This window comes from Marinobacterium rhizophilum DSM 18822, assembly GCF_000378045.1.
Taxonomy (GTDB): Bacteria; Pseudomonadota; Gammaproteobacteria; order Pseudomonadales; family Balneatricaceae; genus Marinobacterium_A; species Marinobacterium_A rhizophilum.
The window spans coordinates 1-22,827 of the sequence record NZ_KB899114.1 but is presented as its reverse complement, the minus strand read 5'-3'; the positions used below and the strand labels follow the sequence as shown (position 1 = coordinate 22,827).

The following is a 22,827-nucleotide window of genomic DNA, read 5'->3' as shown; positions in this document are numbered from 1 at the left end:
ATCCCAATGGGAAACCGACGCACAAAGTTGTCAAGAAGGCGCACATTATTACCGCCCCGACAGATCTTGTCACCACATGCAGGGGGACACAAAAGTGAGGCGAACGCCTCAGGGCTTGATGGTCAAGGACTGCAGCATGTACCAGCAGCTCAGCAAGGACATAACGGCGGACAAAATGCTGTCAACGCCCGTGCGGGCCATCTGAAGGCGGGCCTGCTCATTCGGCGCCGCTAACCCGATGGCCTCCTGCAGCGCCTCGAACGACTTAAACAACGCCTGGGCACCGGCCACGATATCGGCGACGATCAACTGCTTGTCGGTGTCTGCACTGCAGGCAAAAAGCACATCTGTCGTCATGCTGAACACCTCGGCCAAATCTTCATTGCCACCGCGGATTTCGCCGGAGTCGTAATGTGCATCGATAATGGAGCTGCACACCTGCACGGCGATTTTATGCGCCGTGCCCAGCAGCCGACGCGGCTCCATGTCGTCCTGACTGAGCCGGTACCACCCCTTGAACAGCTTTTCCAGCGCGATGGCTTCATGGTGGGCTGGCACATCCGCAGGTGCACCGCTGAGGTCTCTGGCCAAGTCGTCAAACTGCTTGCGGATCAATTCCTGCCGCTCGACCTTGCTTGGCGACGTGTCCTTCAGAAACTGCCACAGATCATTCAGGTTTTCATGCTCAAGCACCAGCGCCGGCACATGATTACTCAGCACCTTCTCGGCCATCAGGCTATCGCGCAACACCTTGTATCGAGCCGCCCGGGTAGGACCACCGGCGATAAAATCCAGTAGCAGTCCGCGCAACTCCTTTACCATCTCGAGCAAAGCGCCCGGACGACCTTGATTGTCACTCATGTATGAATGCCTCTTCCAATCCCTGTATGAAGACGCGCGTGCAACGCAGGCACCGAAGGCTCCGCGAGCATTCGACACTTCCGGTGCCACGCCAGCGCAAAGTGTAGCACGACACTATCACCATGGTCGCAGCTGTAAACTCTTGCGCGCACACCGCGCCAAAACCTGCAAAATGAGATTCAGTTATGCAGCATAGCTGAACGCCAAAGACATCAGGCTGCGTTCAGCTGCAAAGCCCCGAAAACGGCAATAAAACTTTACAGTGACAGTATGTCGATGCGCCCGCCCGGCGTGGCAGCGGTATCATCTGACGCTGCGATACCGTGGGCAAAGCCCAGCTGCAGGTTGGCAAAATCGAACAGCTGCGTATCCGCCAGGTGGCTGGGCACCACATTCTGCAAGGACCGGAACATGGTCTCGATACGGCCAGGATGACTGCGATCCCAGCCTTGCAGCATCTCCTTTATCACCTGGCGCTGCAGGTTTTCCTGGGAGCCACATAGATTGCACGGAATGATGGGGAACTGCTTAAGGCCGCTATAGGCCTCAATATCCTTTTCCCGCGAGTAGGCCAGCGGCCGAATAACCATGTTCTTGCCATCATCGGACACGAGCTTCGGCGGCATGGACTTGAGCTTGCCACCAAAGAACATGTTCAGGAAAAAGGTTTCCAGAATGTCGTCACGATGATGCCCCAGCGCGATCTTGTTCGCGCCGATTTCATCGGCAAAACCGTACAGGGTACCGCGGCGCAGACGCGAACAGAGACCGCACGTAGTCTTGCCCTCGGGCACCAGCTCCTTGACGATCGAGTAGGTATCACGCTCAACGATATGGTAGGGCACGCCGACCGAGTCAAGATAGGCTGGCAGTATATGCTCGGGAAAACCCGGCTGCTTCTGATCGAGGTTGACCGCAATCAGCTCAAAACTGACAGGCGCACTTTTCTGCAGATTCAGCAGAATATCCAGCATGGTGTAGGAGTCTTTACCGCCGGACAGGCAGACCATCACGCGGTCACCGTCCTCGATCATCCTGAAATCCTCGATCGCCCGCCCCATCTCGCGACGCAACCGCTTCTGCAGCTTGTTCAAGCGGAGTTTCGTTTTGCGCTCGGCACTGCTCGCTGCCTGCGGCTCAGCGGACAACGCAGCATCTGACTGCAGCGACTCTGAAGAAAGGCCCTCAGACGCCAGTTCAGCAGGGATGGCAGGGGATGTCGGATCGCTCGGGACCTCGTGGTACAGGATATCGCTCATGGGTTGGCATCGGTCGGAATTTGAAGAGGCGCAGATTATAACGAACTCGCGGCCAATGCGCAGCCATCCAGACCCACCGTGAACCTGCAGCCCTCTCGACGCCGGCGCCCTGCGCAGCGGTCACCCTACTGCCAGTTGATTTCGACGGCAGTCCGCGGCCCCAGCACCACCTCGTCCAGCGATTGCGGCATCACCGCCTGACGCTCCGACAGTGCCAGCCGGCCGGCCATGATTTCGGCCTGCAGCTGCGGATAGCGCGGTACTTGATTGGGCTGTGCAAACCCGTCTGGCCAGAGCGGATAACCGCTGGCGAGGTCATATTTGTCCATGGCCCCAAGGGTATGCAGGAGTTCATGCACCACCACCATGGCATTCTGCCCGTCAAAGCGGGGGTCCGCGAACGCATTGACCAACCCGATAAGGCCTTTTTGCAACCCCAGGGAATGCGCCAGAACATCCCGGTTTTGCGGCGAATGGTAGCGCACAAAAATACGAATGTCGGGCTCGGGCCCGGTCCAGTTATCATGCCGCCAGGCCCACCAGCGCATTGAAAGGCTCCAGCGAACGCTGTCCAGTAACGACGGACTCTGCCCCAGCTCAGGCGGCTGCGCCTGCACCTGGTCCGCCAGCTGCACGATGACAGGCTCATCCAGCAAGACCCCGTAACGCACAGCTTCACGCTCGAAAAACTGGCCGATACTGGAGAACTGCTCCGCCACCAGGGTATCGACGTAGTGCTGAGTATCCGCACGACCATCGCCGTTAAGTGGATAAATGACCACCCAAAGGGATTCCTGCCAGTCGGTGGTTCGAACGCGGGATAACCAGGTGTTCGTCGCGACCACCAGCAAGATCAGCAGCAAGATCGAAATACGCAACCGTCGAAAAGTACGCGCGCTCAGCATAGTCACATCCTTATGATTTATCCCCGGCAGCGGTGCCTGCTCCAACCATCACCCAGATGGGCTCAGTGATCAAGCCTGAGACCCACCCGCACGCAACGCAGCAGCCCCATGTCATAGGCACCGCCGAGTGCTTCATGCACGGGCTTGAGCGCGGCACCGAAGTCGCGTTCACACTCAAGCATCACCTGCTGAATGTGGCGGACTTCAGCCTCCGGCAGCTCGACCACCTCGGCCATTTCAAGCAGTCCCTGCTGAATAGCCCGCGCCAGCTGACCGAAGATGGCATTCGTCGACAGCTTAAGCTGCAGCGCCACCTGCTCCACTGTCATGCCGCTACGAAACAGCAGCAGCGCTTCGTCGGAGGCCGCAGGCTCGGTCTGGCCGGCGCTTTCATGCTGTTCAATCACCGCCAGGAACTGGCGCCCATACATTTCAAGCTTGCGCTCGCCGATACCATTGAGCCTGCGCAACTGAACGTCGTTCAGCGGCCTGTGCATCACCATTTCCATCAGGGTGGCATCGTGGAAAATCACATAAGGCGGCACATCCTGCGCTTCGGCCAGCGCCTTGCGCGCCGCTCGCAAATCGTTCCAGAGCGCGTAGTCACTGGCCTCGAGTTTGGACTGCGGCACCGAGCTGCGAGTAAAGCGACTCTGCGTGCGGGATTCGCGTCTCAGTTCGAGCTTTTGCTCGCTGCGCAACACCGCACGGCAGGCCTCGGTCAGGTGCAGCACACCATGGCCCTGGGCATCCACTCCCAGGTAGCCCCGCGCTACCAGCTGACGAAACACCGAACGCCACTGGTTTCGATCCAGGTCCTTGCCGATGCCAAAGGTCGACAGGCGATCATGCCCCCGCTCTCGCAGCTTTTCACTGGCACTGCCCAGCAGGATATCGATGACGTGATTTACACCAAAGCGCTGGCCCGAGCGATAGACCGCCGACAGCGCCTTGCGGGCCGCCTCGGTGCCATCCCATACCGGCACCGGCTCCAGGCAGGTATCGCAATTGCCACAGGGCGCATGATCCTGCTCACCAAAGTACGCCAGCAGCGTCTGGCGCCGGCAACTGGTGATTTCACACAGCCCCAGCACCGCTTCAAGCTTCTGCCGCTCGATCTGCTTTTGCTGCTCGGGCGCCTGGGAGCCCTCCAGCATCTGGCGCAGAAAGATAACGTCCTGCAGGCCATACACCATCCAGGCGTCAGCCGGCATGCCGTCACGCCCGGCACGCCCCGTCTCCTGGTAATAGGCTTCAATACTTTTCGGCAGATCCAGATGCGCCACAAAGCGCACATTGGGCTTATCGATCCCCATGCCAAACGCAATGGTGGCCACCATGACCAGCCCTTCCTCGGTCAGGAAGCGGTGCTGATTATGCGCCCGCAGCTCCGTCGATAACCCGGCATGGTAAGGCAGCGCATTGAACCCGCGCTCGCACAGCCAGGCCGCGGTATCCTCCACTTTCTTGCGTGACAGGCAATACACCACGCCGGCATCCTGCGGGTGTTCGTCACGCATAAAACGCAGCAGCTGGTCTTTTGCCTTGTCCTTCTGGCCGATGCGGTAGCGAATATTGGGCCGATCAAATCCCTGAATAAAGCGCGCGGCCTGATCCAGCTCCAGACGCTCGACAATTTCCTGCTGTGTTCGCCCGTCTGCGGTTGCCGTCAGGGCAATGCGCGGCACACCGGGAAAGCGCTGGCGCAATTGGCTGAGCTGCATATACTCGGGCCGGAAATCGTGCCCCCACTGCGACACGCAGTGCGCCTCGTCGATGGCAAAGAGCGCCAGGGTGCAGTGCGACAACAGATCAAGCGTGCGTGGCTGCAGCAGCCGCTCGGGCGCGATATAAAGCAGGTCCAGTTCGCCACTGCGCAGTGCCTGTTCGGTACGGCTGCGCTCGTCAAAGCTGACCGCCGAGTTCAGACAACCGGCGCGGATTCCCCACTGAGACAGTGCGCTGACCTGATCCTGCATCAGGGCAATCAGTGGCGACACGACCACCGCAGTCCCCTCGCGCAGCAAGGCTGGCAATTGATAGCAGAGGGACTTGCCCCCGCCGGTCGGCATGACCACCAGCAAATCCTGACCGCCCACCAGGCGGCTGATTACGTCCTCCTGTGGAGAGCGAAACTGGTCATAGCCAAAAACGTCTTGCAGTACCCGAAGTGCGTGTTCCATCATGGGCCGGCATTATCCGGCAAGCTCAGCGCCCTGTCACTTGAATTTCCCCGCAGGCGGTTGCCGGGGTGAATCAGGTGGACGGATTTTAATTTATTCTTACCTCTTTAAGTCCTTAGGCGGTAGAATCGCTGCAACCAAACCGGAATCTGGACAACCCCATGTCAATGCCCCCTATTGCCCAGCCACTGAATGACGAAGAGCTGGACCGACTCGAGGAATTCCTGTTCTCCGACGCTGTATCCGAAGAGTCCCTCGACCTGATCGGAATTCATGGACTGTTCTGTGCCTTGAGCATCAGCCCCGAGCCCGTACCCGAGTCCGAGTGGCTCGCGCTGCTGCTCGACGGAGAGCCCAAGTGGAAATCCGACGCCGAACGCACCGAAATCGCAGGACTGCTGCGCCAGTGGTATCAGTCTATTGGCAATGACCTTTACAGCGATGAAGAAGTCGACCTGCCGTGCGATATCACGCTGGAGCTCGACGAAGAAGACAAGGAATCCGGCGTCGCACCGCTGACGCTCTGGGCCGAAGCCTTTATGGAAGGTGTCTTCCTGCATGAAGAGCTCTGGTTCAGCCCCGAGCGCGAAGAGCAGGTTGCCGAACTGCTGCTGCCGATCATGGTCGCCTCTGACCTGTTTGAAGAAGATGACTTCAAGCAGATCCGCCGCGACAAGCGCCTGAGCGAAGAAATGGTGCGCCAGATTCCGGAGCTGCTGGTTGATCTCTACCTGGTCTTCCACGCCCCCGAAAAGTGACCGCCAGGGAGGGTGGAAATGCTGATTTTGTCGGGAACAAAAATCAGTGAACTGCCAGGGAGGGTGGAAATGCTGTCGTTGCCGGGAGCTAACGACAGTGAACCGCCAGAGAGGGTGGGAATGCTGATTTTGTCGGGAACAAAAATCAGTGACCCGATGCTGCTTCGCGCATTACAAAAAAGCCTCATCCAGTTGAACGGATGAGGCTTTTTTATATCGGATCGAGCAATAAATCAGTGAATCAGCCCAGAATGCAAAAAGGCAGGGCCTGAGTTACAGGGCCTGCCTGGGGAAGTACTGAAGCACTACTGCTAATGCCTGATGGTCTGAAGACCATTTGGAGATCGAACTGTGATTGTAGATGACACTCAGTTAAGCCCTCCCTTCCGATAAAGTTAGATTCAACATATCACAGTAAAACCCACCTGTCCCATAAAAATTACATGCCCTGAAACGCCCCGAAGCAGCAACCGTGATATCTAGTAGGCTACGCGGGTAACGCCGGCAGACTCCAGCAGCCGTACACGCTCACCCGGGCGAAAAAACTGTCCGCCGTCCACTTCCTGCACCAGCGAGATGGTTTCGCCGCTATCCAGACGTACCGTGACTTCCTGCCCCTGCTTGCGTGTCGCGGCGGATTCAATCTTGTTGCCCAGCACACCGCCGGCGACGGCACCGATCACGGCACCCACGGCCCGACCACTGCCACCACCGACATTGCTGCCGGCGATACCGCCGACAATGGCACCGGCGCCGGTGCCTACGGCGCCATCAGTGCGCCCTTCAATGACGACCGGTGTTACCGAATCCACAACGCCATAGCGAACGTAGTGAACCTGGCGCGCCTCTGAGCGCGAATAGCTGGTGCCTGTCAGACTGGGTCCTGCACAGCCTGACAGCATCACAGCACCAAGCACTACAGTCGCCCAACCTGAAATATATTTCATTGCCACTCCCTCATCATCGGATTCTCAACACTATCTGACTGATCAACGACCAAATATACTCACGAATTTTGCGATGCCAGGGACGCGCATGCCAGGCTTTTTCAGTTATTTCAGTGCATTGGTGCAAATCCGCCTCGAGCATGCGCGTCACCTGGTCGATAAACAGTGGCTCACGAACCTCAATGTTGGCTTCCAGGTTCCAGCGCAGATTCCAGTGATCCAGATTGCAGGAGCCAATCGAACTCCAGTCATCCACAACACCGACCTTGACGTGCAGAAACCGGGGCTGATACTCGAAAATTTTCACCCCGGCACCCAGCAACCGCTGATAGTAGCGCTTTGAGGCGTGGAACACCCAGGGCTGGTCGGTGTACGGGCCGGCAAGAATCAGACGGACATCCACCCCCCGCAACGCAGCCCGGCGCAGGGCCCTTCGCAGCGAACGTGAAGGCATAAAATAGGCGGTGGCCAGCCAGATGCGCTCGCGAGACCGATTCACCTGCTGCAAGAAATTCAGCTTGATCCCCTGCTGGTAAAGACCTTCGCTGGTACACACCTTCATCAGTGCAGGCCCGACCTCGACCCCCTGGCTGCCGGGCGGCAAGCGCGTCGCCGTACAGCGCCGCCAAAGCCCATTGTACAACTCGACCAGGTCGCAGACCGCGGGACCCCGTAGCGACAGCATGACTTCATGCCAGGGGCACCCCGCATGCTCGGACAGCCAATACTCGTCCGTCAGGCCGGTACCGCCAATAAAGGCCAGGGACTGATCCACAATCATCAGCTTGCGATGATCGCGGGCGAAATTGCGCGTCAGCTTGTTCCACTTCAGCGGGTTATACACCAGGATCACGACACCCGCGGCTTCAAGGCGCAAACGATCCGGCTCCGACAGCCTGCGGCTGCCAAAACCGTCGATGATCAGGCGGACCATCAGCCCGCGTTGCGCGGCGGCTATCATTTCAACCATGAACTGGTTCATTATCTGGCCGGACGACACCAGATAGAACTCCATCAACACGCTGTGACTGGCCTGCCTGATCGCATTGATCATCACAGGAAAAAACTGCTCACCGTCGATTATCAGCTCAACCGAATTACCCGCACGCCACTTGAAACGCCTGCGATACTGCATTCACCCCCCGGGGTCAGTTCCCTTTACTGATAATGTCCATAGAGCCGCGCATAGAGCCCGTTTCTATCCAGCAGCTCCTCGTGGGGCCCCTCTTCGGCAATACGGCCATCCTCAAATACATACACATGATCGGCCTGGCGCACAGCGCTCAAACGATGCGCGACGATAAGTGTCGTGCGTCCCGCCAGGAAGCCGCTCAACGCGAGATGTAGCCTCGCCTCGGTCTCGGCGTCCAGTGCCGACGTGGCCTCATCCAGAATAACGACGCTGGGATCAGCCAGTACCATGCGCGCAATCGCCAGACGCTGTCGCTGACCACCGGAGAGCCGGACCCCCTGGCGTCCGACACGGGTGTCCAGCGCCTGCTCCATGTCGGCGACGAAATCGCTTAGCTGCGCCACCTCCAGTGCCTGCCACAGCTGCGCGTCACTGAACTCCCGCCCCATGGTCAGATTGCTGCGCACCGTGCCATTAAACAATGCCGGTTGTTGCAAAACGGTGGCAACCCGTTCGCGCACCCGATCCAGGCCGATATCCTCAAGCGGCACACCGTCATAGAGGATGCGGCCACTGCGGGCCGGATAGAGGCCCAGCAGCACCTGCACCAGCGTCGACTTGCCACCGCCACTGGCGCCCACCAGGGCGATTTTCTGGCCCGCCGGAACCGTAAGACTGATGCCCTTAAGGACATCCTGTCCGGCCCCATAAGCGAAGTACACGTCTTCCAGCGCAACAGACACCGTCCGGTGCCCGGCGAACGGATCACGGCGATGCGGGTAGCGGGGTTCCTGCTCAAGCGTTAACAGCCCGTTGATACGTGACAATGCCGCTTTCGCCGCATAGAAGGCATACTGCACGCCCAGCACTTCCTGTACTGGCCCCATCATGAACCAGAGATAGCCAAACACCGCAATCATCTGCCCCACACTGAGATCCGAAAACACCACCATCAGCATGGATACGGCACGAAACAGATCGAAGCCCACCAGAAACAGCATCATGCTGAACCGTGAGGCAGCATCGCTGCGCCACTCGAATGCCGCCGAATAATCCCGTACCCGGCGCGCCTCATCCACCATGCGGGACAGGTAATGACGCTCCCGGTTGGCAGCACGGATCTGCTGAATGGCATCGAGGGTTTCGACCAGCGCATTCTGAAACACTTCAAAGGCGGCATTTTCATGCCGTTTCAGCTGCTTGACCTGCTTGCCAACTGCCATGGTCATCGCAATCACCAGCGGATTCAGAAAAAGGATAAACAGCGCCAGCTGCCAGTGCATCCAAAGCAGAATCACCGCGGTGCCAAGGATCGACAACAGCGCGATCAACAACTTGCTGACCGAGCCGCCAATGAACGTGTCCAGCGTATCGAGATCGGTCACGAAGTGGGACGTAACGGCGCCGCTGCCCCGGGTTTCATATTCTGCCATGGAGATGCGCTGCAAGCGCTTGAGCATGTCACTGCGGATGCGAAAAATAATGTCCTTGGATACCAGGGTAAACTGGCGCGCCTGCCAAACTCCCAGCACGAGCGCCAGGGCACGCAGCACAACGGTAACCAGCAGAATGGCCAGGATATACAGTACGGGACCATGCCAGCTCTGCGGTACCAGCGGATTGATCAGACCAATAAGCGGACCCGGCTTGTCGAGCAGAACCTCATCGACCAGCAGCGGCATCAGCAACGGCAACGGCACCGACACAAGCGTAGCCAGCAATGCGATCAGGTTGGCCAGCACCAGCTCAGGGCGGTGCTCCAGTGCAATGCGCGCTATGCGCTCCCATTCATAAGTCACGGTATGCATGCAGGATGTCTGCCTCATCGTTTGCCAATGGCATCATAGACAATTCAGCCCCGGCCAGACACCGAAAACAACCCGGGGGACACTTACAGGCTTCGCCCGCGCCCTGATTTCCCCTCTCTTGTCGTGCATCATGCCGCGCACGCGCACGCGGGGCTCGACGTAACGCCGGCAAGACAGTAACGTATATGCCCTGCGCAAACCTGTACAAGAGAATTCAATGGAAAGCATCACCCTGCAACCTGTCACCCGCGTCGATGGCGAAGTCCAGATTCCCGGTTCCAAAAGCCTGTCCAACCGCATTTTGCTGCTGGCGGCACTGGCCGAGGGCAGCACCCGCATTACCAATCTGCTGGACAGCGACGACGTGCGCCACATGCTCAATGCACTCAAGCAGCTGGGGGTTACGTATCAGTTGTCGGACGATCGCCACAGCTGCACTGTCGAAGGCATTGGCGGCAGCTTCACAAGCCAGGCGGCAGAACTGTTTCTGGGCAACGCGGGCACCGCCATGCGCCCGCTGACAGCAGCGCTATGCCTGGGCCAGGGTGAGTTCGTGCTGACCGGCGAGCCGCGCATGTATGAACGTCCGATTCGGGATCTGGTCGACGCGCTGCGCACGCTGGGCGCTGATATCACTTATATGAAGGATGAGGGCTACCCGCCGCTGAAGATCAATGCCAGCGGCCTGCAGGGCGGACAGGTCAAGATTCGTGGCAATATTTCCAGCCAGTTCCTGACCGCACTGCTGATGGTCGCGCCGATGGCCGCGGACGACCTGGTCATCGAAATGGACGGCGAGCTGGTCTCCAAGCCCTATATCGATATCACCCTGCACACCATGCGCAGCTTCGGTATCGAAGTCGAAAACGACAACTACCAGCGCTTTTCTATCAAGGGACAGCAGCGCTACCGCTCGCCCGGTGAGATCATGGTCGAAGGCGATGCGTCGTCAGCGTCCTATTTTCTCGCCGCAGCCGCCATTGCCGGCGGCACCGTTCGCGTTCATGGCGTAGGGGCCGACAGCGTTCAGGGCGACAAGCACTTCGCCGACGTGCTTGAAAAGATGGGCGCCCGCGTGACCTGGGGGCCGACCTGGATTGAAGTGACCCGCGGCACACTCAAGGGCGTGGATCTGGACTTGAACCACATTCCCGATGCCGCCATGACCATCGCGACCACCGCCCTGTTTGCACAGGGGCCCACCGCCATTCGCAATATCTACAACTGGCGCGTAAAGGAAACCGATCGCCTCAGCGCCATGGCCACCGAACTGCGCAAGGTGGGCGCAAGCGTCGTGGAAGGCGAAGACTTCATCGAAATCACGCCACCTGCGCAACTGACACACGCTGCAATCGACACCTACGACGACCATCGCATGGCAATGTGCTTCTCGCTGGTCGCACTGAGTGATACGCCGGTCACCATCAACGATCCGGGCTGTACCGCCAAGACATTTCCGGAATACTTTTCGCTGCTCAAGACTCTCTGCCAGTACTGAGTCGTGCACGCGTAACAATCGAGACGACTGCGGGCTTCCATGCCCGCAGCACCACTAGCGGCCCCTCGCGCGCACTCCACTGAAACATTCCCAGACGGATAGACTCCAAAAGGCATAATCACTGCCGGCCTGAGCCACTGTCCAATGATCTGCCCTGCGCCCCTGCCCACCCTTGCATTGAGCCTGCTCCTGCTGCTGACAAGCAGCCAGGCGGGTGCCGATCAGCTGTATATCAAGGGGGTGCTGTTTCGCGATGGAGACTCGGTAGTACGGCTGCTGCAGCATGCCGGGCCGCCGTTATGGGTCAGTCAGCTGGGTTATCGCTGCGACGAGCGCTATTACCGATACTGGCGCCACCGGCATGACAGCTGCCGTTACCGGCGCCTGGTCGAGCGCTGGACCTACATCGACGACGGCAAGGAGATTCGCGTTACCGTGGTGGATGACACCATCGATGCTATCGACTGGAAGTTCGAAGGCCACCGCTGGTGACTGCAGGATGGGTGGAACCGCCGTCGGTGATAGCACCCCATGCAGTCGCCCGCCAAACTGATGGGTTACGCGACGTCCTGATTCGGTGGATTACCAGATAACCCAACAGACTGCACCGCTTCACCCATCCTGTGACCTCCTGCAGGCTACTTAGAGCCACCCATGCAATCGGGGGACGCTGGCACCTGCTGCTGACGCGCCTGCCACTCGTCTGTCGTATACAGATGCATCGACAGGGCATGAATCGGGTTGCTCATCTCGTTGCTGAGCAGACCAAAAATCAGCTGATGGCGCTGCACCAGGCGCTTGCCGATAAAATCATCCGATACCAGCACCAGCTTGAAATGGCTCTCCGTGGCCGGTCCCGAGTGCATGTGGCTTTCGTTTTCGATCTCCAGCTGCACAATGTTCAGTCCCTGGGTGAGCTTCTGTTCAATAATCGCCTGTACGCTCATTACTTCTCTGCCTTTTCGCCCTTTGCGCGCTGCGATTCCACGCTGCGCTCTTCACGGGCAAGTTCATGAAAATGTTTATGGATACGCCGGGTAACAAACCAGACGCTGAACAGTACCAGCGGTACCGACACGCCCACCGCCAGATCCTTGTCGACCGGCACACCGGCATCGTAGGCCGCGGTAATAATATGCTTGAGCAAACCAACGCTGTAATAACTGATCGCCGCGACCGAGAGCCCCTCGACGGTGTGCTGCATCAGCAGCTGAATGCGCGAGCGCCGATCCATGGAAGCCAGCAGCGCCCGGTTCTGCCCCTGTATCGCCAGCTCAACCCGAGTGCGCATCATATCCGACACCCGGTCAATGCGCCGGGACAGATCTTCCAGCCTGCGATCCACCGTCTCGCAGGTTCGCACCGCCGGTGTAACCCGGCGGGTGACAAATTCGGTCAGGGTCAAATGACCCGAGACCTCGTCTTCATTTAGCTCCTCCAGACGCTTGAGCACCAGCTCATGGTACGCCCGGGTCGCGCTGAAACGAAAGGTCGAACGGGCCCGAAAATCTTCGACACGCGCCGCCATGGCCGTCAGTTCGGCCAGGATAACCGCCTCATCAAGATTCGAATTGCCGGCAAGGCGCTGGGTAATATCCGCCAGGCCTCCATCCATGACCGTCAGGTCCGGTCCTATACTGCGCGCCAGCGGTATGCCTAGCAGCATCAGCAGACGGTAAGTCTCGATTTCCAGCAGGCGCTGCATGAGTCGCCCGAGCTGACTCGGCGTCATGCCCCTGTCGTACACAAGGAAGCGCCCGAAACCATCGCTGTGCAGTCGAAAGCTCGTCCATATAAGGGCATCACCCTGCTGCGGACTACTGCCAATCAGACGCATGCCCTCGAAATTAAGCTTGGCCTGGGGCAACAGTTGCTCAGCATCCAGTTCACTGTATTTGAAGGCAATGTGGAACGCCCCCACCACAGTGCCGTGCAGCTGATCCAGCCAGCCCGGTGGCAGCAAAGACAACGCCGGGCGGGTAAAAGGGGCGTCACTGTCTGGCGCAGCAGGATTCGACTCTTCCAGCTGAATGAAGGTATAGGCAACGAACTCCATATGGGTTTCGCGCCGTACCCGCAGGGCACCGAAGTCCTGCTGAAAGCAGCTGCTGTCCTGCTCGGGTACGGGGGCCTCAAACAGCTCGCACAATGCCTGCAAATGGCGAAACTGCTGTGCGCGTTCTGACTCGGGGCAGAGTACCGCCAGATGCGTGACACGGGCCGGCGCCTGAATCTGCTGAAACGGACGCGAATGCAGCTCTTCGTATAACGACTCCCGCAGCGGGTGCATATTCAACCCGTGGTGGGCTAGATCGGTCATGCCATGGCTCCCTTCTCACTGAGCGACTATTCATACCCTGCAACAGCCCGTGACTCAATGCTCCCAAGGTACCTGCGACGAATGCACCATGAACAGTGGCCCAGAGGTCTATCGCAGCAATAATGATGTAATACGGTCGCACTTACTCCTGCAGCGGCGCCAGCAGCAGCGGGTTGGACGACAGATCAATGGCCATCAGTTGCGGCTGCAGCTCAAACCAGGTATTAAACAGCTCAATGCTGAGATCGGCCGGCCAGTGATCGGCAAACTCATCCCAGGCCGACAGTTCGTTTTCAAACATCTGCCGCCAGTGCCGCTGCGTCGCAGCGGCGAAATCCGCTTCACTGAAAACCTCGTCGATCAGGTACAGCGTTCCCTCGGCCCGCAATGCCTCAAGGCTTTGATCCTGGTCCTGATCGTGCTCGCTATCGGCGGGCAGCCCGTTGACCCATTCGGCAAACGGCTGGCGTGGCAGCAGCGCAAAGGCTGCGCGGTTTAACAGTTTCATGGTTGCCTCTCTCGCTTTTCTATATACTTTTCGATCCATTTTGCGACCCCGAGCCCCATGCTGATTCGAGTCCTGCCCGCCCTCAACCACCGTGATGACTGGATCAGCCTGTGCCAGCGTGAGTCGCCGTACTGTTTCGTCGAGACGCCGGAAAGCCTGGTGGACTTTCAGTCGGGTTTTCTGCAGATCACGCTGCTTGACGGGACTGTGCGCGACGGGCGCGAAGCCGTGAAATTCAGTCTTGGGTCACGTTATTCGCTGGAGCCTGCCTGGGCCCTGATCAAGGCCTGCGGCTGGCGACTGGATACGCTGCTCAAGGGACTGGAGACGCTGGATTTTCGCAGCAACGTGCGGGACAACTCCCTGCTCGGCGTACACACCGACCTGAGCGTGCGGCGCTACTTCGCCCGTGAACGGCACATCAGCTCACCCTCCATGCTGGGGCTACTGAAGCCGCTGCAACAGACTCCGGCACTCTGGGACGGCCACAACCTGTGCTGTCTGCTGGCCAACGATCAGTGGCAGGATCTGCAGAGCGCCAGGGCCTCTGCCAGCGCAGCGCCCGCAGACGGCAACAGCCTGCTGCTGCAGATACTGGAACAGCCTGAACACTGGCTGGGCCTGGCCCGCCACGGGCGCCTGTACCTGCTGCACCAGCGCAACGCCATCGCCAGCCTGGTAACAGACCTGCGGCCACCACAACCGAGGTTGCAGCAGCCACATCTTTAGCACCCGGCGGCCCGTAACCAAGCCCGACAGGCTGCTACGCCGGTTCAAGCACCTCGTTCAACGGGTCTTCGGCCATGGCCGCCAGCAGCGTGCGCGGATGATCCGAATTCAGCAACTCCTTGCCCTTTTCAGTAGGGAACTCCACATCGATATCCACCACACGGCCGTCTCGACAAACGTTGATGATGGTATCCATGCAGGAGCTGAGCAGCGAATACTTCTCGTCCGGTGCGGCAATGATGGTCTGCAGCCCCAGGTCATTCATGAACGCCAGTGAGGTAATGGTGTTCTCGGAGTCCAGCTTGTTGAACGCCTCGTCAAACACTGACAGGCTCATGCCCCCCAGCGGCAAGCCATCGGCGCCTTCACGCAAGCGGTAGGTTGCCCCCATCGCAGCGGCCATGGCCACATAGAACGGCACCTGGTGCTCGCCACCGGAGCCGGTCTTGATGCGCTGCGTCAGTGTTGTCTTGCGGTTGCCTTCCAGGTCCTTGACCACCAACTCAAAGTTGTAGAAGTTGCGGTAATCCTGCAGCAGACTGCTCTCGCCTTCATCCTTCAGCACATCATGGATCTTTTCCAGCGCCTGATGGTGCGGCTTGTCGCCATCATTCTTCAGATCGAACAGGGAACCGACATTGGCCTGATCCATGCGAGTGTAGGCCTCAACCAGCTCCAGAATATCCTTGAGCTCGGGATTGGGCATCATTTCAAAACTGTACATTTCCTTGTGGAACGGACGGTTTTTCAGGTGTGAATTGAGCTCGCGGATCAACTCCTTGATCTTGTCGATCTGGTCATTCAGGTGCGCCACAAAGTCGGACCGGAAAGCGGTCTCGGCTTCCAGACGGGCCCGCTCCGCTTTTTTGGCATATTCGGCCAACTCCGAATCGATGAGCGCCGCAACGGTCTTGTCGACAAAGGCCTCGAGGTCTTCATGGGTCGAGTCGGCACTGATCATGTCCAGCGCCTGGTGGCTCAGACCGCCGCCGTGATAGCGCGCCTTGTACTGGGCCACGGCATCACGCACGCCATTTTTCTTCTTCTCGTGCAGCTGCAGTTCGGCCTGGGCCTTCTTTGCCGCCTCGAAGATAACGCGCTCAAGCTCGCCCACACAGGTTTCATCAAGGTAATCGCGTTTTTCCTGTGCCGCCTGGGCATCAAAAACCGGATTCTCTTCGCAGCGGGCACGGGCCGCGCTGTGTTCAACCAGCTCCTGCTCCAGCACCTCAACGGCCGCGTTATCCTTGATCATGGCCGTGCGGGCCTTTTGCAGCCGATCCATCAGCTGCTTCTGCTCGTCACCGGCATTTTTCTGTGCGTTCACCAGATCGGCAATCGTCTGCTGAATACCGCTGTCATCCTGGTTGCGCAGGTCTTCAATGGCCTGGCGCTGGCCTTCTATCTCGGCGTTCAGCTGCTCGCGCTGGGTAACCAGGTCAAATGCCCGTTCGTTCACCCCCAGCAGGGCGTTGGCCAGGCTGATGAGGTTGTCACGCAGCTTTTCCAGCGCAGTGTGCTGTTTGCCCAGGGTGGCAAATTCATTGACCATCTGGTCGACCTGGCGCCCCTGCACTTCCAGCTGGCTGGCACGGCGGCGAATGCCCATGATGGGCTGCAATTCGTTGATCGAGGTGGTAGAACCCTCGGACTGCAGCATGCAGTCGTAGGTCAGGGCGCGCTCATGGCGCAGCAGCTCGGTTTCGGTTTCCACCGCCATGACCGAACCCAGCGCCCGGTTCATGTAGGCCCTGGCATGGTCGTTATCGGTATCGATAAAGTGCGCCAGGGAGCCGGCCTTGTAACGTCCCAGCCAGTCATCACTCTTGGTGGTGTTTACAATACGGCTGCCCTTGAGATGCCGGCCCTTGCGGCGGTAAATCGTAATGGCTTCCTTGACCCGATCCGGCTCCACGATCAACGCTTCACGCCGCGCGCCCAGGAAGGACTCGATGGCCACGCGCCACTTGTCGTCGTTGATATCGACCAGCTCGCAAATGGGCGTCGACTCGATGCCATACTCGGCCAGCAGCTCCATCAGCTCCTGGGTATTGCGGCGCACCGGCGCCCGCCCCTGCTTGAGCTGTTCCACCGCACCTTTCTGGTTCTGGATTTCAGAGCGCAGTTCGTTCAGGCGAATAACAGAGCGCTCGAACTGGCGGGCGATCTCACGCCGCACCCCATCCACATGTTTTTTCAGCGCATCAAGGTTGTTATCGACCTCAACCGGCGACTCGGGCCAGAGATCGGCCATCATGTCGCCCCCCTCGCGCCACAGGCCGACAGACTGCTGCACTACGGGGCGGAAACTTTCCGGCATCAGCTGCTCGAAGCTGGCAAACCCGACGGTCGTGCGCAGCACGCCGTGAATATGCTGAATGCGGTCTTTCACGCCGCCCAGCTCGTGCTGGCGTGCGGTGACCGCCGACTCCAGTGCCTTGATCTGGTGGGCACTGTCGGTGTTGTTCAGGCGGGCGCGGGCTTCGGCCAGCTCCTGCATGATCTGGTTGAGCTGATCGGATTTTTGCTCCAGGGACAGCTGATACTTGCCCTCTTTTTCCTGGTTTTCTTCCAGGCGCTCGGCAGCCGCCTCTTTTTTCAGGTCTGTGTTCTCGAAACGGGACTCATGCACCACCCATTCGTACTCGACGGCGTTGCGCACGTTACGCGCGATGCCCTTGCACAGCTCCTGTACCTTCTCAAGCTCTTCGATACGCCGGGACACTTCCTGCGTCTTGTGCTCCATGGCACGGTATTCGTCGAGCGACTTTCGAAAGGCCCCCACGTGCACAATGCTCTCGTCCAGCACGAACTCGCGAATAAAGCGTGTCGGGCTGTCAATGGGCAGGAATTTCAGCGCATTACGGAAGTTTTTAACGAATTTCTCGTCATCGTTGGGCATCTGCGGATCATAGCTGAGGTGCGTCACCATCTCGCGAATAAAGCGATTGGCGCGTTTTTCAAGCACCATGTCCGGACAGGCCTTGAGCAGATTGGCCCGCACCTCATTCCACGCCTTGGGAATACGTCCCTCGCCATCACGACGCGTAAAGTCATCCAGTGATACGGAAAAATCCTGCAGAATAAAACGTCCCAGAATATCCTCATCGGCCGAGGCCGTGGAGGCACTGATGGCGATGCCGACACAGCTTTCACGCGCCGTTTCGGTATCGAAAAAGCTCAGCGCCATGTAGCTGATGGCATCTTCACGGGCGTTACCCTTCTTACCGCTGTCATCCATCATCCCCAGGCAATAGGTGCGCAGACTGCGCTCACTCTTTTCCCCCGCCGAGGCGTTGAAACTCAGGTAGCGCTTGTGACCGCCCATCAATACCGTCTGAATGGCATCCAGCAGCGAAGACTTGCCCGACCCGTTGGGGCCAACGATAGCGACATTACCCTTGATCGGAATCTCGATGGCGCCGAGCACATACCAGTTAACCAGAACAATTCTATTGAGCTGCTTCATCAGCGGCCTCCTCGGCGGGTGCCATTTCATCGCGGCTATCCGCGTCACACAGGGCTTCCAGCTGACCGACGAAGTCCTCAACCACCACCTGACGAATGGTGGGATTAATTCCCAGCGGAAGGTTTTTCGGTTCTGTTTCCAGCGGTTTGCCGCGCTCGATCAGGCCATGGCGCGAAAACAGCGACAGGATCTCCTTGAGACGCGTTTCGTTGGGGATCTCCTTGGCCGTAAGGTTCTCGTACAGCCCCAGCAACTCATCGGTGCTGGTATAGGCCTTACCGCCTTCAACCTCGAAGTTTTCCAGTTTCTGCTCATACTGCTGGCGCAGGCAGAGCAGCAGCAGCGATTCATCCAGGCGCAGACGCATGACCCGCTCCTCACCCTTGGGCAAAACGCCCAGGTACGCCTCGTCCGGCTGATAGATCAGTGACCAGCCGATGGCCTCGAACAGGTTGGTGAAATAATCGATATGGGACGCCACCAAAAAGTAGCTGTCTCTGTGGCCCGGTCGCTCGGCGTAGAGAAACTGACTGACCAGCAACAGGTTCGCCGCACGAGCAAAGTCGTCAGCCTTGTACTGGTCACTTCGACCAATGATTTTCTGCAGATCACCCAGCATTTATAGTTTCCTTTGAATCACAAAATCTCGACACTCAACCATGTCGGCCACATTGACATAGCTGTCTTTGAAGCGGATCGAGTAGGCCTGCATGGTGCCCTTGCCCTTTTTGCCAAGGGAGGCCAGATGGCGCACATAACTGAAACAGATGTAGTCTTCGATGCTCTGAATGCGAAAACCGCCGGCTTCGAGGCTGCTGCGCGAGCCCAGGTTACTTTCCAGGTAGGCATCGATACGTTCCGGGGTTACTTCCCGGCGCTCCTTGTATTCCTTGAACAGGCGCCGCAACTCCAGTACCTGCGGATCGATCTCGGCCTGATGAATCACCCGCGGCTGTGCCTCGATACGCCGACGCACTGGCGAGCGCACACTGGAGGGCGACAGGAAGCCTATGGACTCCAGCGTATCAATACGGGGAATCGTATCATCCGGCCTGCGCGCGATCTCGCTGATCACGCGGGATAGCCGCGCGGCCATGCCCGGCGTGGTCTTGTCCATGTAGCGCACGGTGTCGGCTACGCGCTTTTCCAGCCGGTAGCGGAAATCATCGATGGTCGCCAAGCGCTTATCCACCGAATCAAAGATGCGGATAATACGGTTAATGTGCTGATGCACCCTGGCTTCCGCCTCGTCGTGACTGACCTCAAACTGCATCTGGTAATGCACTGTCAGCTTTTCCAGGCGCAGGCTGTCGAACTGCAACTCGCGCAGCAGAGCCAGAATCTGGCGCCGGAAACGGAACGGGTTGTTCTTGGTCTTAAGTGTCTTGTAGTCGGACACCAGAATATGTTCGACAAAACGGTCAAAGAAACGCCGCACGATTTCCTGCGCATTATTGGTTGCGGCCAGGCTGATCTTGAGTTCACGCAGTCCCAGCAGCATGTCGGTCAGATGGGCGCTGAAATCCGCTGCCGTCTGGGCCGCTTCTGCCAGCGTGATGCCTCGGCCGACGGGATCGTTAATGGCTGATTCCAGCGAGCTGAGTACGTTCAGTACCGCCCCCCCGTAGGAGCGCTTCTCCAGATTGGCAATCGACACCAGGGAGCGCAGCAGATAGCTGATGGATGGCGACAACAGCACGAAGGTGCGATAAATGCGCTGCTCTTCCTCCAGCCAGCCGGTTTGCACCAGACGGCGATACACTCGACTGGCATATTCTGCCGCCGAGCGCGGCGGCTCGCTGCCCTCAGTTTCGTCGTCCTCTTCCGGCTCCCAGCGACGCACACCCAGGCGCACCACCGAATCTTCGATCGCCGAGCGCACCAGATCCTTGGGAATAAAGGGGTCGATCAGGTCTTCGTCGAAGAAGAGATCCGCCAAAGAGAGCATAACCGCCTGATAAATATGGCGATTCTGACCCGACAGCGGCAGAAATAAGTCATCTGGCAGCTTGTTGAACAGCATTCGTTCCGGTTCCCCTGCCGCCCCTGAGGGGCAAAGCCCGTTGCAATGGAAAACAGAGGATTCTAACGGAAAACAGACCTATTAATAACCCTGCCAAGCGAGAAGAACGCAGCTCCGCCAATCTTACCGGACAGGGATGACAGCACTGCGAATCACACACATAAAAAAAGAGCTGACACTTTAGGTCAGCCCTTTATCAAGCAACACTCAACTGTTATCGGATTACTGATCCGTGAGCAGATTGTTACCTGCAATCAACGAGTCGATTATATCCTGATCGCTCAGGGTATTGTTGGACGTCAGATCGACACCCTCCAGTACAATCTTCTGCGTCACGTCGCTACTGTTAATCGCATCAGGCGCAACTTCAACCGTGGTATTGGCTCCATCCCAGCTAAAGCTCAGGAACTGATCCAGGTTGGCTGCATCCACCCCTGTACCATCATGCTCACCGACCAGCAAATCGGCCAGATCAAGGGTATCGTTACCGCTGACATTGAAGTCGGTGATGGTATCGACGGCTGGCGTGGCCAGGGTGCCTTCATCACCTGCATTCCAGAGGAAAACATCATTGTCGTCACCGCCGGTGAGGATCTGATTGCCCGGACCGCTGGCCAGCACATCGGAATCCACCGAACCATCCAGAGTACCGTCACCTTCAGCCGTGACCAAAATCGTGCCGGAGACCGAATCACCATCCGCATCGGTACCGGTAATGCCGAACTCGAGCTCGGCGGTGCCGGTATTGGTAAAGGCGCCGACAGAGGTCACCACGATGCCGGTATTGGCACCCACATCGCCGAAAATGGCGACGTAACTGATCACGCCGCCGTCATCGGCCTCGATCACAATCGATTCATTCTTGACCGTTGTCAACGAATCCGAACCGAGAACCGAACCGTCATCAGCATAGGCAACCCAGGTGATTGCACTGCCGCCCTTGTCGGCCTGAACCGTAATCGAGTTCACTTGCGGGCCATCAAAGCTATTGGTCAAATCGATGCCAAAGTTGTCGGAATCAAAATCCAGCAACAAGACCTCGTCATTATTGACCAGCGGATTTGCGACCCCATAGGCATTGGCGTTGAGGTTAACCTCTGCTTGCGTCAAGCTTGCTTCAATGGTGTTGAAGTTGTCGGTGGTATTGAAGACACCCGAGCCGCCGGTATAGCCGGAGATCAACACGAGGTCAGCATTCGGGTCGGTAGCATCCGGAATGATATACCCGGTACCAGGACCTGAGCCAAACGAAGACCCCTGCCCGGCCAGCACCTCTTCCGGTGTCGCGATCAGCTGCGGACCGAAGATCTCGAACTCGTAGGTCTTGGTGTCCGGATCCAGGCGCAACTGGAAGATATCGTGCTCGGTGCCATCATCGAAGTAGGCACGCACCTGATTCTCGACACTGGTGTCGTACTGGATCGGGAGCCCTTCCGGGAAGGTCACCAAATTTTGCGCCTGCAGTGCCGACAGGTCGAAGGTAATCGCACCCACGGCGTTCGCGCCATCGGCACCGAAGGAGAAATCGAAGGCACCTTCAGCGATATTGCCGATGGTATTGGCCAGAATCAGGTGCTGGGCACCGTTGAATTCCGGTGAGTCATCTTCGATGGTCACGCTGATATTAGCGGGCAGCGAATCGTTGACGCCATCCGACGCCACCACGGTCAAGCCGATGGTCAGGTCATCTTCCTGACTGTCGTCCAGGTGGTCGATCGGTCCCTGCAGATCGGCCGACCAGGCACCGGTCGCCGCAGTCATGGTCAGCACCAGGATCGTCGTGCCGCCTGCCGAACCGGTAAGGACAGTATCACCGTTCGAGAAGGTCCAGTTGATATCCACATTGTTCGACGTAAAAGCCCCGTCCGCCGGCTTGCTGGCGAAGCGGTAGCTCAGCGTGTCGCCATCCGCATCAGCCGCGGTCACGGTACCGGTGTTGTCGGTTGCGCTGTTGGTGGTGTCGGCACTGCCGACCGAATCCGGCACAGCACCGCTGAGCCCTTCCTCGGACACCACGGTATTGGTCACCGCCGATACCACCGGAATAGTGTCACCGTCGAGAATGATCGCCGTTCCCGTATCATCAACCAGTGTTCCGTTGCTGGTCAGCTCGGCTTTGAGAGTAAATGTCTCATCTGGCTCGACCTCTTGATCGTTGATTGTGTCGGTGCGCACCTGCACCGTCTGATCACCGCTGCTCAGAGTAATCGCCCCGGCAACGTTCTGCCAGGTGGCGCCGCCGTCCAGGCTATACTGGTACACCGCCTCGTTGTAGTCCGCATCCAGCGCCGTACCGTCGGCCAGCGCCAGGGACAGGCTGCTGCCCGCCGCCGCGTTGGAAACATCGACCGTAAACACGGCGTTGTCACCTTCCGCAACCTCAACATTACCGACACTGATCGCCGGCACATCGCCGTCGATGATGGT

At 58.4% G+C, this 22,827-nt stretch carries 19 protein-coding genes; 5 read left to right on the top strand and 14 right to left on the bottom strand.

Annotation, left to right across the window (positions count from 1 at the left end):
* Window positions 1-108 precede the first annotated feature (108 nt).
* From F451_RS0121315 to recQ, 4 genes are all read right to left on the bottom strand, one after another.
* Window positions 109-861, bottom strand: coding sequence for a hypothetical protein (locus tag F451_RS0121315; protein ID WP_020683448.1), 753 nt, complete (start codon window positions 859-861; stop codon window positions 109-111).
* 257 nt (window positions 862-1,118) lie between these two features.
* A complete protein-coding gene (gene ttcA / locus F451_RS0121310; protein WP_020683447.1) occupies window positions 1,119-2,120 on the bottom strand; it encodes a tRNA 2-thiocytidine(32) synthetase TtcA in 1,002 nt (333 codons plus the stop codon).
* A gap of 125 nt (window positions 2,121-2,245) precedes the next feature.
* Entirely contained in the window at window positions 2,246-3,025 is a 780-nt protein-coding gene (locus F451_RS0121305) for a hypothetical protein (RefSeq protein ID WP_020683446.1), read from the bottom strand.
* A gap of 62 nt (window positions 3,026-3,087) precedes the next feature.
* Window positions 3,088-5,211, bottom strand: coding sequence for a DNA helicase RecQ (recQ, locus tag F451_RS0121300; protein WP_020683445.1), 2,124 nt, complete (start codon window positions 5,209-5,211; stop codon window positions 3,088-3,090).
* A 158-nt stretch (window positions 5,212-5,369) separates the two neighbouring features.
* On the opposite strand from recQ, the gene F451_RS0121295 reads away from it, so the two are divergent.
* Together F451_RS0121295 and F451_RS0121290 are read left to right on the top strand one after the other, a co-directional pair.
* Entirely contained in the window at window positions 5,370-5,966 is a 597-nt protein-coding gene (locus F451_RS0121295; RefSeq protein WP_156826585.1) for a YecA/YgfB family protein, read from the top strand.
* An 18-nt stretch (window positions 5,967-5,984) separates the two neighbouring features.
* Entirely contained in the window at window positions 5,985-6,170 is a 186-nt protein-coding gene (locus tag F451_RS0121290; protein WP_020683443.1) for a hypothetical protein, read from the top strand.
* Window positions 6,171-6,445: 275 nt separating this feature from the next.
* Here F451_RS0121290 and F451_RS0121285 read toward each other — a convergent pair whose 3' ends face one another.
* Genes F451_RS0121285 through F451_RS0121275 form a run of 3 tightly spaced genes read right to left on the bottom strand, consistent with a single transcriptional unit; the run spans window position 6,446 to window position 9,853 of the window.
* On the bottom strand, window positions 6,446-6,913 hold the full coding sequence (locus tag F451_RS0121285) for an outer membrane lipoprotein (RefSeq protein ID WP_026291952.1): 468 nt from the start codon (window positions 6,911-6,913) through the stop codon (window positions 6,446-6,448).
* A 13-nt stretch (window positions 6,914-6,926) separates the two neighbouring features.
* Complete coding sequence (locus F451_RS0121280) at window positions 6,927-8,048, bottom strand: phospholipase D-like domain-containing protein (RefSeq protein WP_020683441.1); 1,122 nt, start codon at window positions 8,046-8,048, stop codon at window positions 6,927-6,929.
* A 23-nt stretch (window positions 8,049-8,071) separates the two neighbouring features.
* Window positions 8,072-9,853, bottom strand: a complete 1,782-nt coding sequence (locus F451_RS0121275; RefSeq protein WP_020683440.1) for an ABC transporter ATP-binding protein — start codon at window positions 9,851-9,853, stop codon at window positions 8,072-8,074.
* Between the two features lie 217 nt (window positions 9,854-10,070).
* Here F451_RS0121275 and aroA point away from each other — a divergent pair, with 217 nt between their 5' ends.
* Together aroA and F451_RS0121265 are read left to right on the top strand one after the other, a co-directional pair.
* Window positions 10,071-11,351, top strand: coding sequence for a 3-phosphoshikimate 1-carboxyvinyltransferase (aroA, locus tag F451_RS0121270; protein WP_020683439.1), 1,281 nt, complete (start codon window positions 10,071-10,073; stop codon window positions 11,349-11,351).
* Between the two features lie 144 nt (window positions 11,352-11,495).
* Window positions 11,496-11,843: a hypothetical protein gene (locus tag F451_RS0121265; RefSeq protein WP_020683438.1), complete on the top strand. Its 348-nt coding sequence runs from the start codon at window positions 11,496-11,498 to the stop codon at window positions 11,841-11,843.
* Between the two features lie 146 nt (window positions 11,844-11,989).
* On the opposite strand, the gene F451_RS0121260 is transcribed toward F451_RS0121265, so the two are convergent.
* The 3 genes from F451_RS0121260 to F451_RS0121250 all read right to left on the bottom strand — a co-directional run bounded on the left by F451_RS0121260 (window position 11,990) and on the right by F451_RS0121250 (window position 14,179).
* Complete coding sequence (locus tag F451_RS0121260) at window positions 11,990-12,298, bottom strand: BolA family protein (protein ID WP_020683437.1); 309 nt, start codon at window positions 12,296-12,298, stop codon at window positions 11,990-11,992.
* A complete protein-coding gene (locus F451_RS0121255) occupies window positions 12,298-13,671 on the bottom strand; it encodes a DUF3422 family protein (RefSeq protein ID WP_020683436.1) in 1,374 nt (457 codons plus the stop codon). The genes F451_RS0121260 and F451_RS0121255 overlap by 1 nt, the downstream gene beginning before the upstream one ends.
* Window positions 13,672-13,813: 142 nt before the next feature.
* Window positions 13,814-14,179: a hypothetical protein gene (locus F451_RS0121250; protein WP_020683435.1), complete on the bottom strand. Its 366-nt coding sequence runs from the start codon at window positions 14,177-14,179 to the stop codon at window positions 13,814-13,816.
* A gap of 57 nt (window positions 14,180-14,236) precedes the next feature.
* Between F451_RS0121250 and F451_RS26215 the strand changes: the two genes are divergently transcribed.
* Entirely contained in the window at window positions 14,237-14,908 is a 672-nt protein-coding gene (locus tag F451_RS26215) for a hypothetical protein (protein WP_020683434.1), read from the top strand.
* A gap of 34 nt (window positions 14,909-14,942) precedes the next feature.
* Here the strand turns inward: F451_RS26215 and F451_RS0121240 are convergent, their stop codons facing one another.
* The 4 genes from F451_RS0121240 to F451_RS0121225 all read right to left on the bottom strand — a co-directional run.
* Window positions 14,943-18,377, bottom strand: a complete 3,435-nt coding sequence (locus F451_RS0121240) for an SbcC/MukB-like Walker B domain-containing protein (protein ID WP_020683433.1) — start codon at window positions 18,375-18,377, stop codon at window positions 14,943-14,945.
* Complete coding sequence (locus tag F451_RS0121235; protein ID WP_020683432.1) at window positions 18,361-18,996, bottom strand: DUF4194 domain-containing protein; 636 nt, start codon at window positions 18,994-18,996, stop codon at window positions 18,361-18,363. Before F451_RS0121235 ends, F451_RS0121240 begins: the two co-directional genes overlap by 17 nt.
* A complete protein-coding gene (locus tag F451_RS0121230) occupies window positions 18,997-20,400 on the bottom strand; it encodes a Wadjet anti-phage system protein JetA family protein (protein WP_020683431.1) in 1,404 nt (467 codons plus the stop codon).
* A 222-nt stretch (window positions 20,401-20,622) separates the two neighbouring features.
* On the bottom strand, window positions 20,623-22,827 hold a 2,205-nt coding region (locus tag F451_RS0121225), incomplete at its 5' end, for a type I secretion C-terminal target domain-containing protein (RefSeq protein WP_020683430.1).

What these genes read in the sequence shown, in the direction of transcription:
- F451_RS0121315 (WP_020683448.1), bottom strand. Translation starts at nt 861, where the DNA reads ATGAGTGACAATCAAGGTCGTCCGGGCGCTTTGCTCGAGATGGTAAAG.
- ttcA (WP_020683447.1), bottom strand. Translation starts at nt 2,120, where the DNA reads ATGAGCGATATCCTGTACCACGAGGTCCCGAGCGATCCGACATCCCCT.
- F451_RS0121305 (WP_020683446.1), bottom strand. Translation starts at nt 3,025, where the DNA reads ATGCTGAGCGCGCGTACTTTTCGACGGTTGCGTATTTCGATCTTGCTG.
- recQ (WP_020683445.1), bottom strand. Translation starts at nt 5,211, where the DNA reads ATGATGGAACACGCACTTCGGGTACTGCAAGACGTTTTTGGCTATGAC.
- F451_RS0121295 (WP_156826585.1), top strand. Translation starts at nt 5,370, where the DNA reads ATGTCAATGCCCCCTATTGCCCAGCCACTGAATGACGAAGAGCTGGAC.
- F451_RS0121290 (WP_020683443.1), top strand. Translation starts at nt 5,985, where the DNA reads ATGCTGATTTTGTCGGGAACAAAAATCAGTGAACTGCCAGGGAGGGTG.
- F451_RS0121285 (WP_026291952.1), bottom strand. Translation starts at nt 6,913, where the DNA reads ATGAAATATATTTCAGGTTGGGCGACTGTAGTGCTTGGTGCTGTGATG.
- F451_RS0121280 (WP_020683441.1), bottom strand. Translation starts at nt 8,048, where the DNA reads ATGCAGTATCGCAGGCGTTTCAAGTGGCGTGCGGGTAATTCGGTTGAG.
- F451_RS0121275 (WP_020683440.1), bottom strand. Translation starts at nt 9,853, where the DNA reads ATGCATACCGTGACTTATGAATGGGAGCGCATAGCGCGCATTGCACTG.
- aroA (WP_020683439.1), top strand. Translation starts at nt 10,071, where the DNA reads ATGGAAAGCATCACCCTGCAACCTGTCACCCGCGTCGATGGCGAAGTC.
- F451_RS0121265 (WP_020683438.1), top strand. Translation starts at nt 11,496, where the DNA reads ATGATCTGCCCTGCGCCCCTGCCCACCCTTGCATTGAGCCTGCTCCTG.
- F451_RS0121260 (WP_020683437.1), bottom strand. Translation starts at nt 12,298, where the DNA reads ATGAGCGTACAGGCGATTATTGAACAGAAGCTCACCCAGGGACTGAAC.
- F451_RS0121255 (WP_020683436.1), bottom strand. Translation starts at nt 13,671, where the DNA reads ATGACCGATCTAGCCCACCACGGGTTGAATATGCACCCGCTGCGGGAG.
- F451_RS0121250 (WP_020683435.1), bottom strand. Translation starts at nt 14,179, where the DNA reads ATGAAACTGTTAAACCGCGCAGCCTTTGCGCTGCTGCCACGCCAGCCG.
- F451_RS26215 (WP_020683434.1), top strand. Translation starts at nt 14,237, where the DNA reads ATGCTGATTCGAGTCCTGCCCGCCCTCAACCACCGTGATGACTGGATC.
- F451_RS0121240 (WP_020683433.1), bottom strand. Translation starts at nt 18,377, where the DNA reads ATGAAGCAGCTCAATAGAATTGTTCTGGTTAACTGGTATGTGCTCGGC.
- F451_RS0121235 (WP_020683432.1), bottom strand. Translation starts at nt 18,996, where the DNA reads ATGCTGGGTGATCTGCAGAAAATCATTGGTCGAAGTGACCAGTACAAG.
- F451_RS0121230 (WP_020683431.1), bottom strand. Translation starts at nt 20,400, where the DNA reads ATGCTGTTCAACAAGCTGCCAGATGACTTATTTCTGCCGCTGTCGGGT.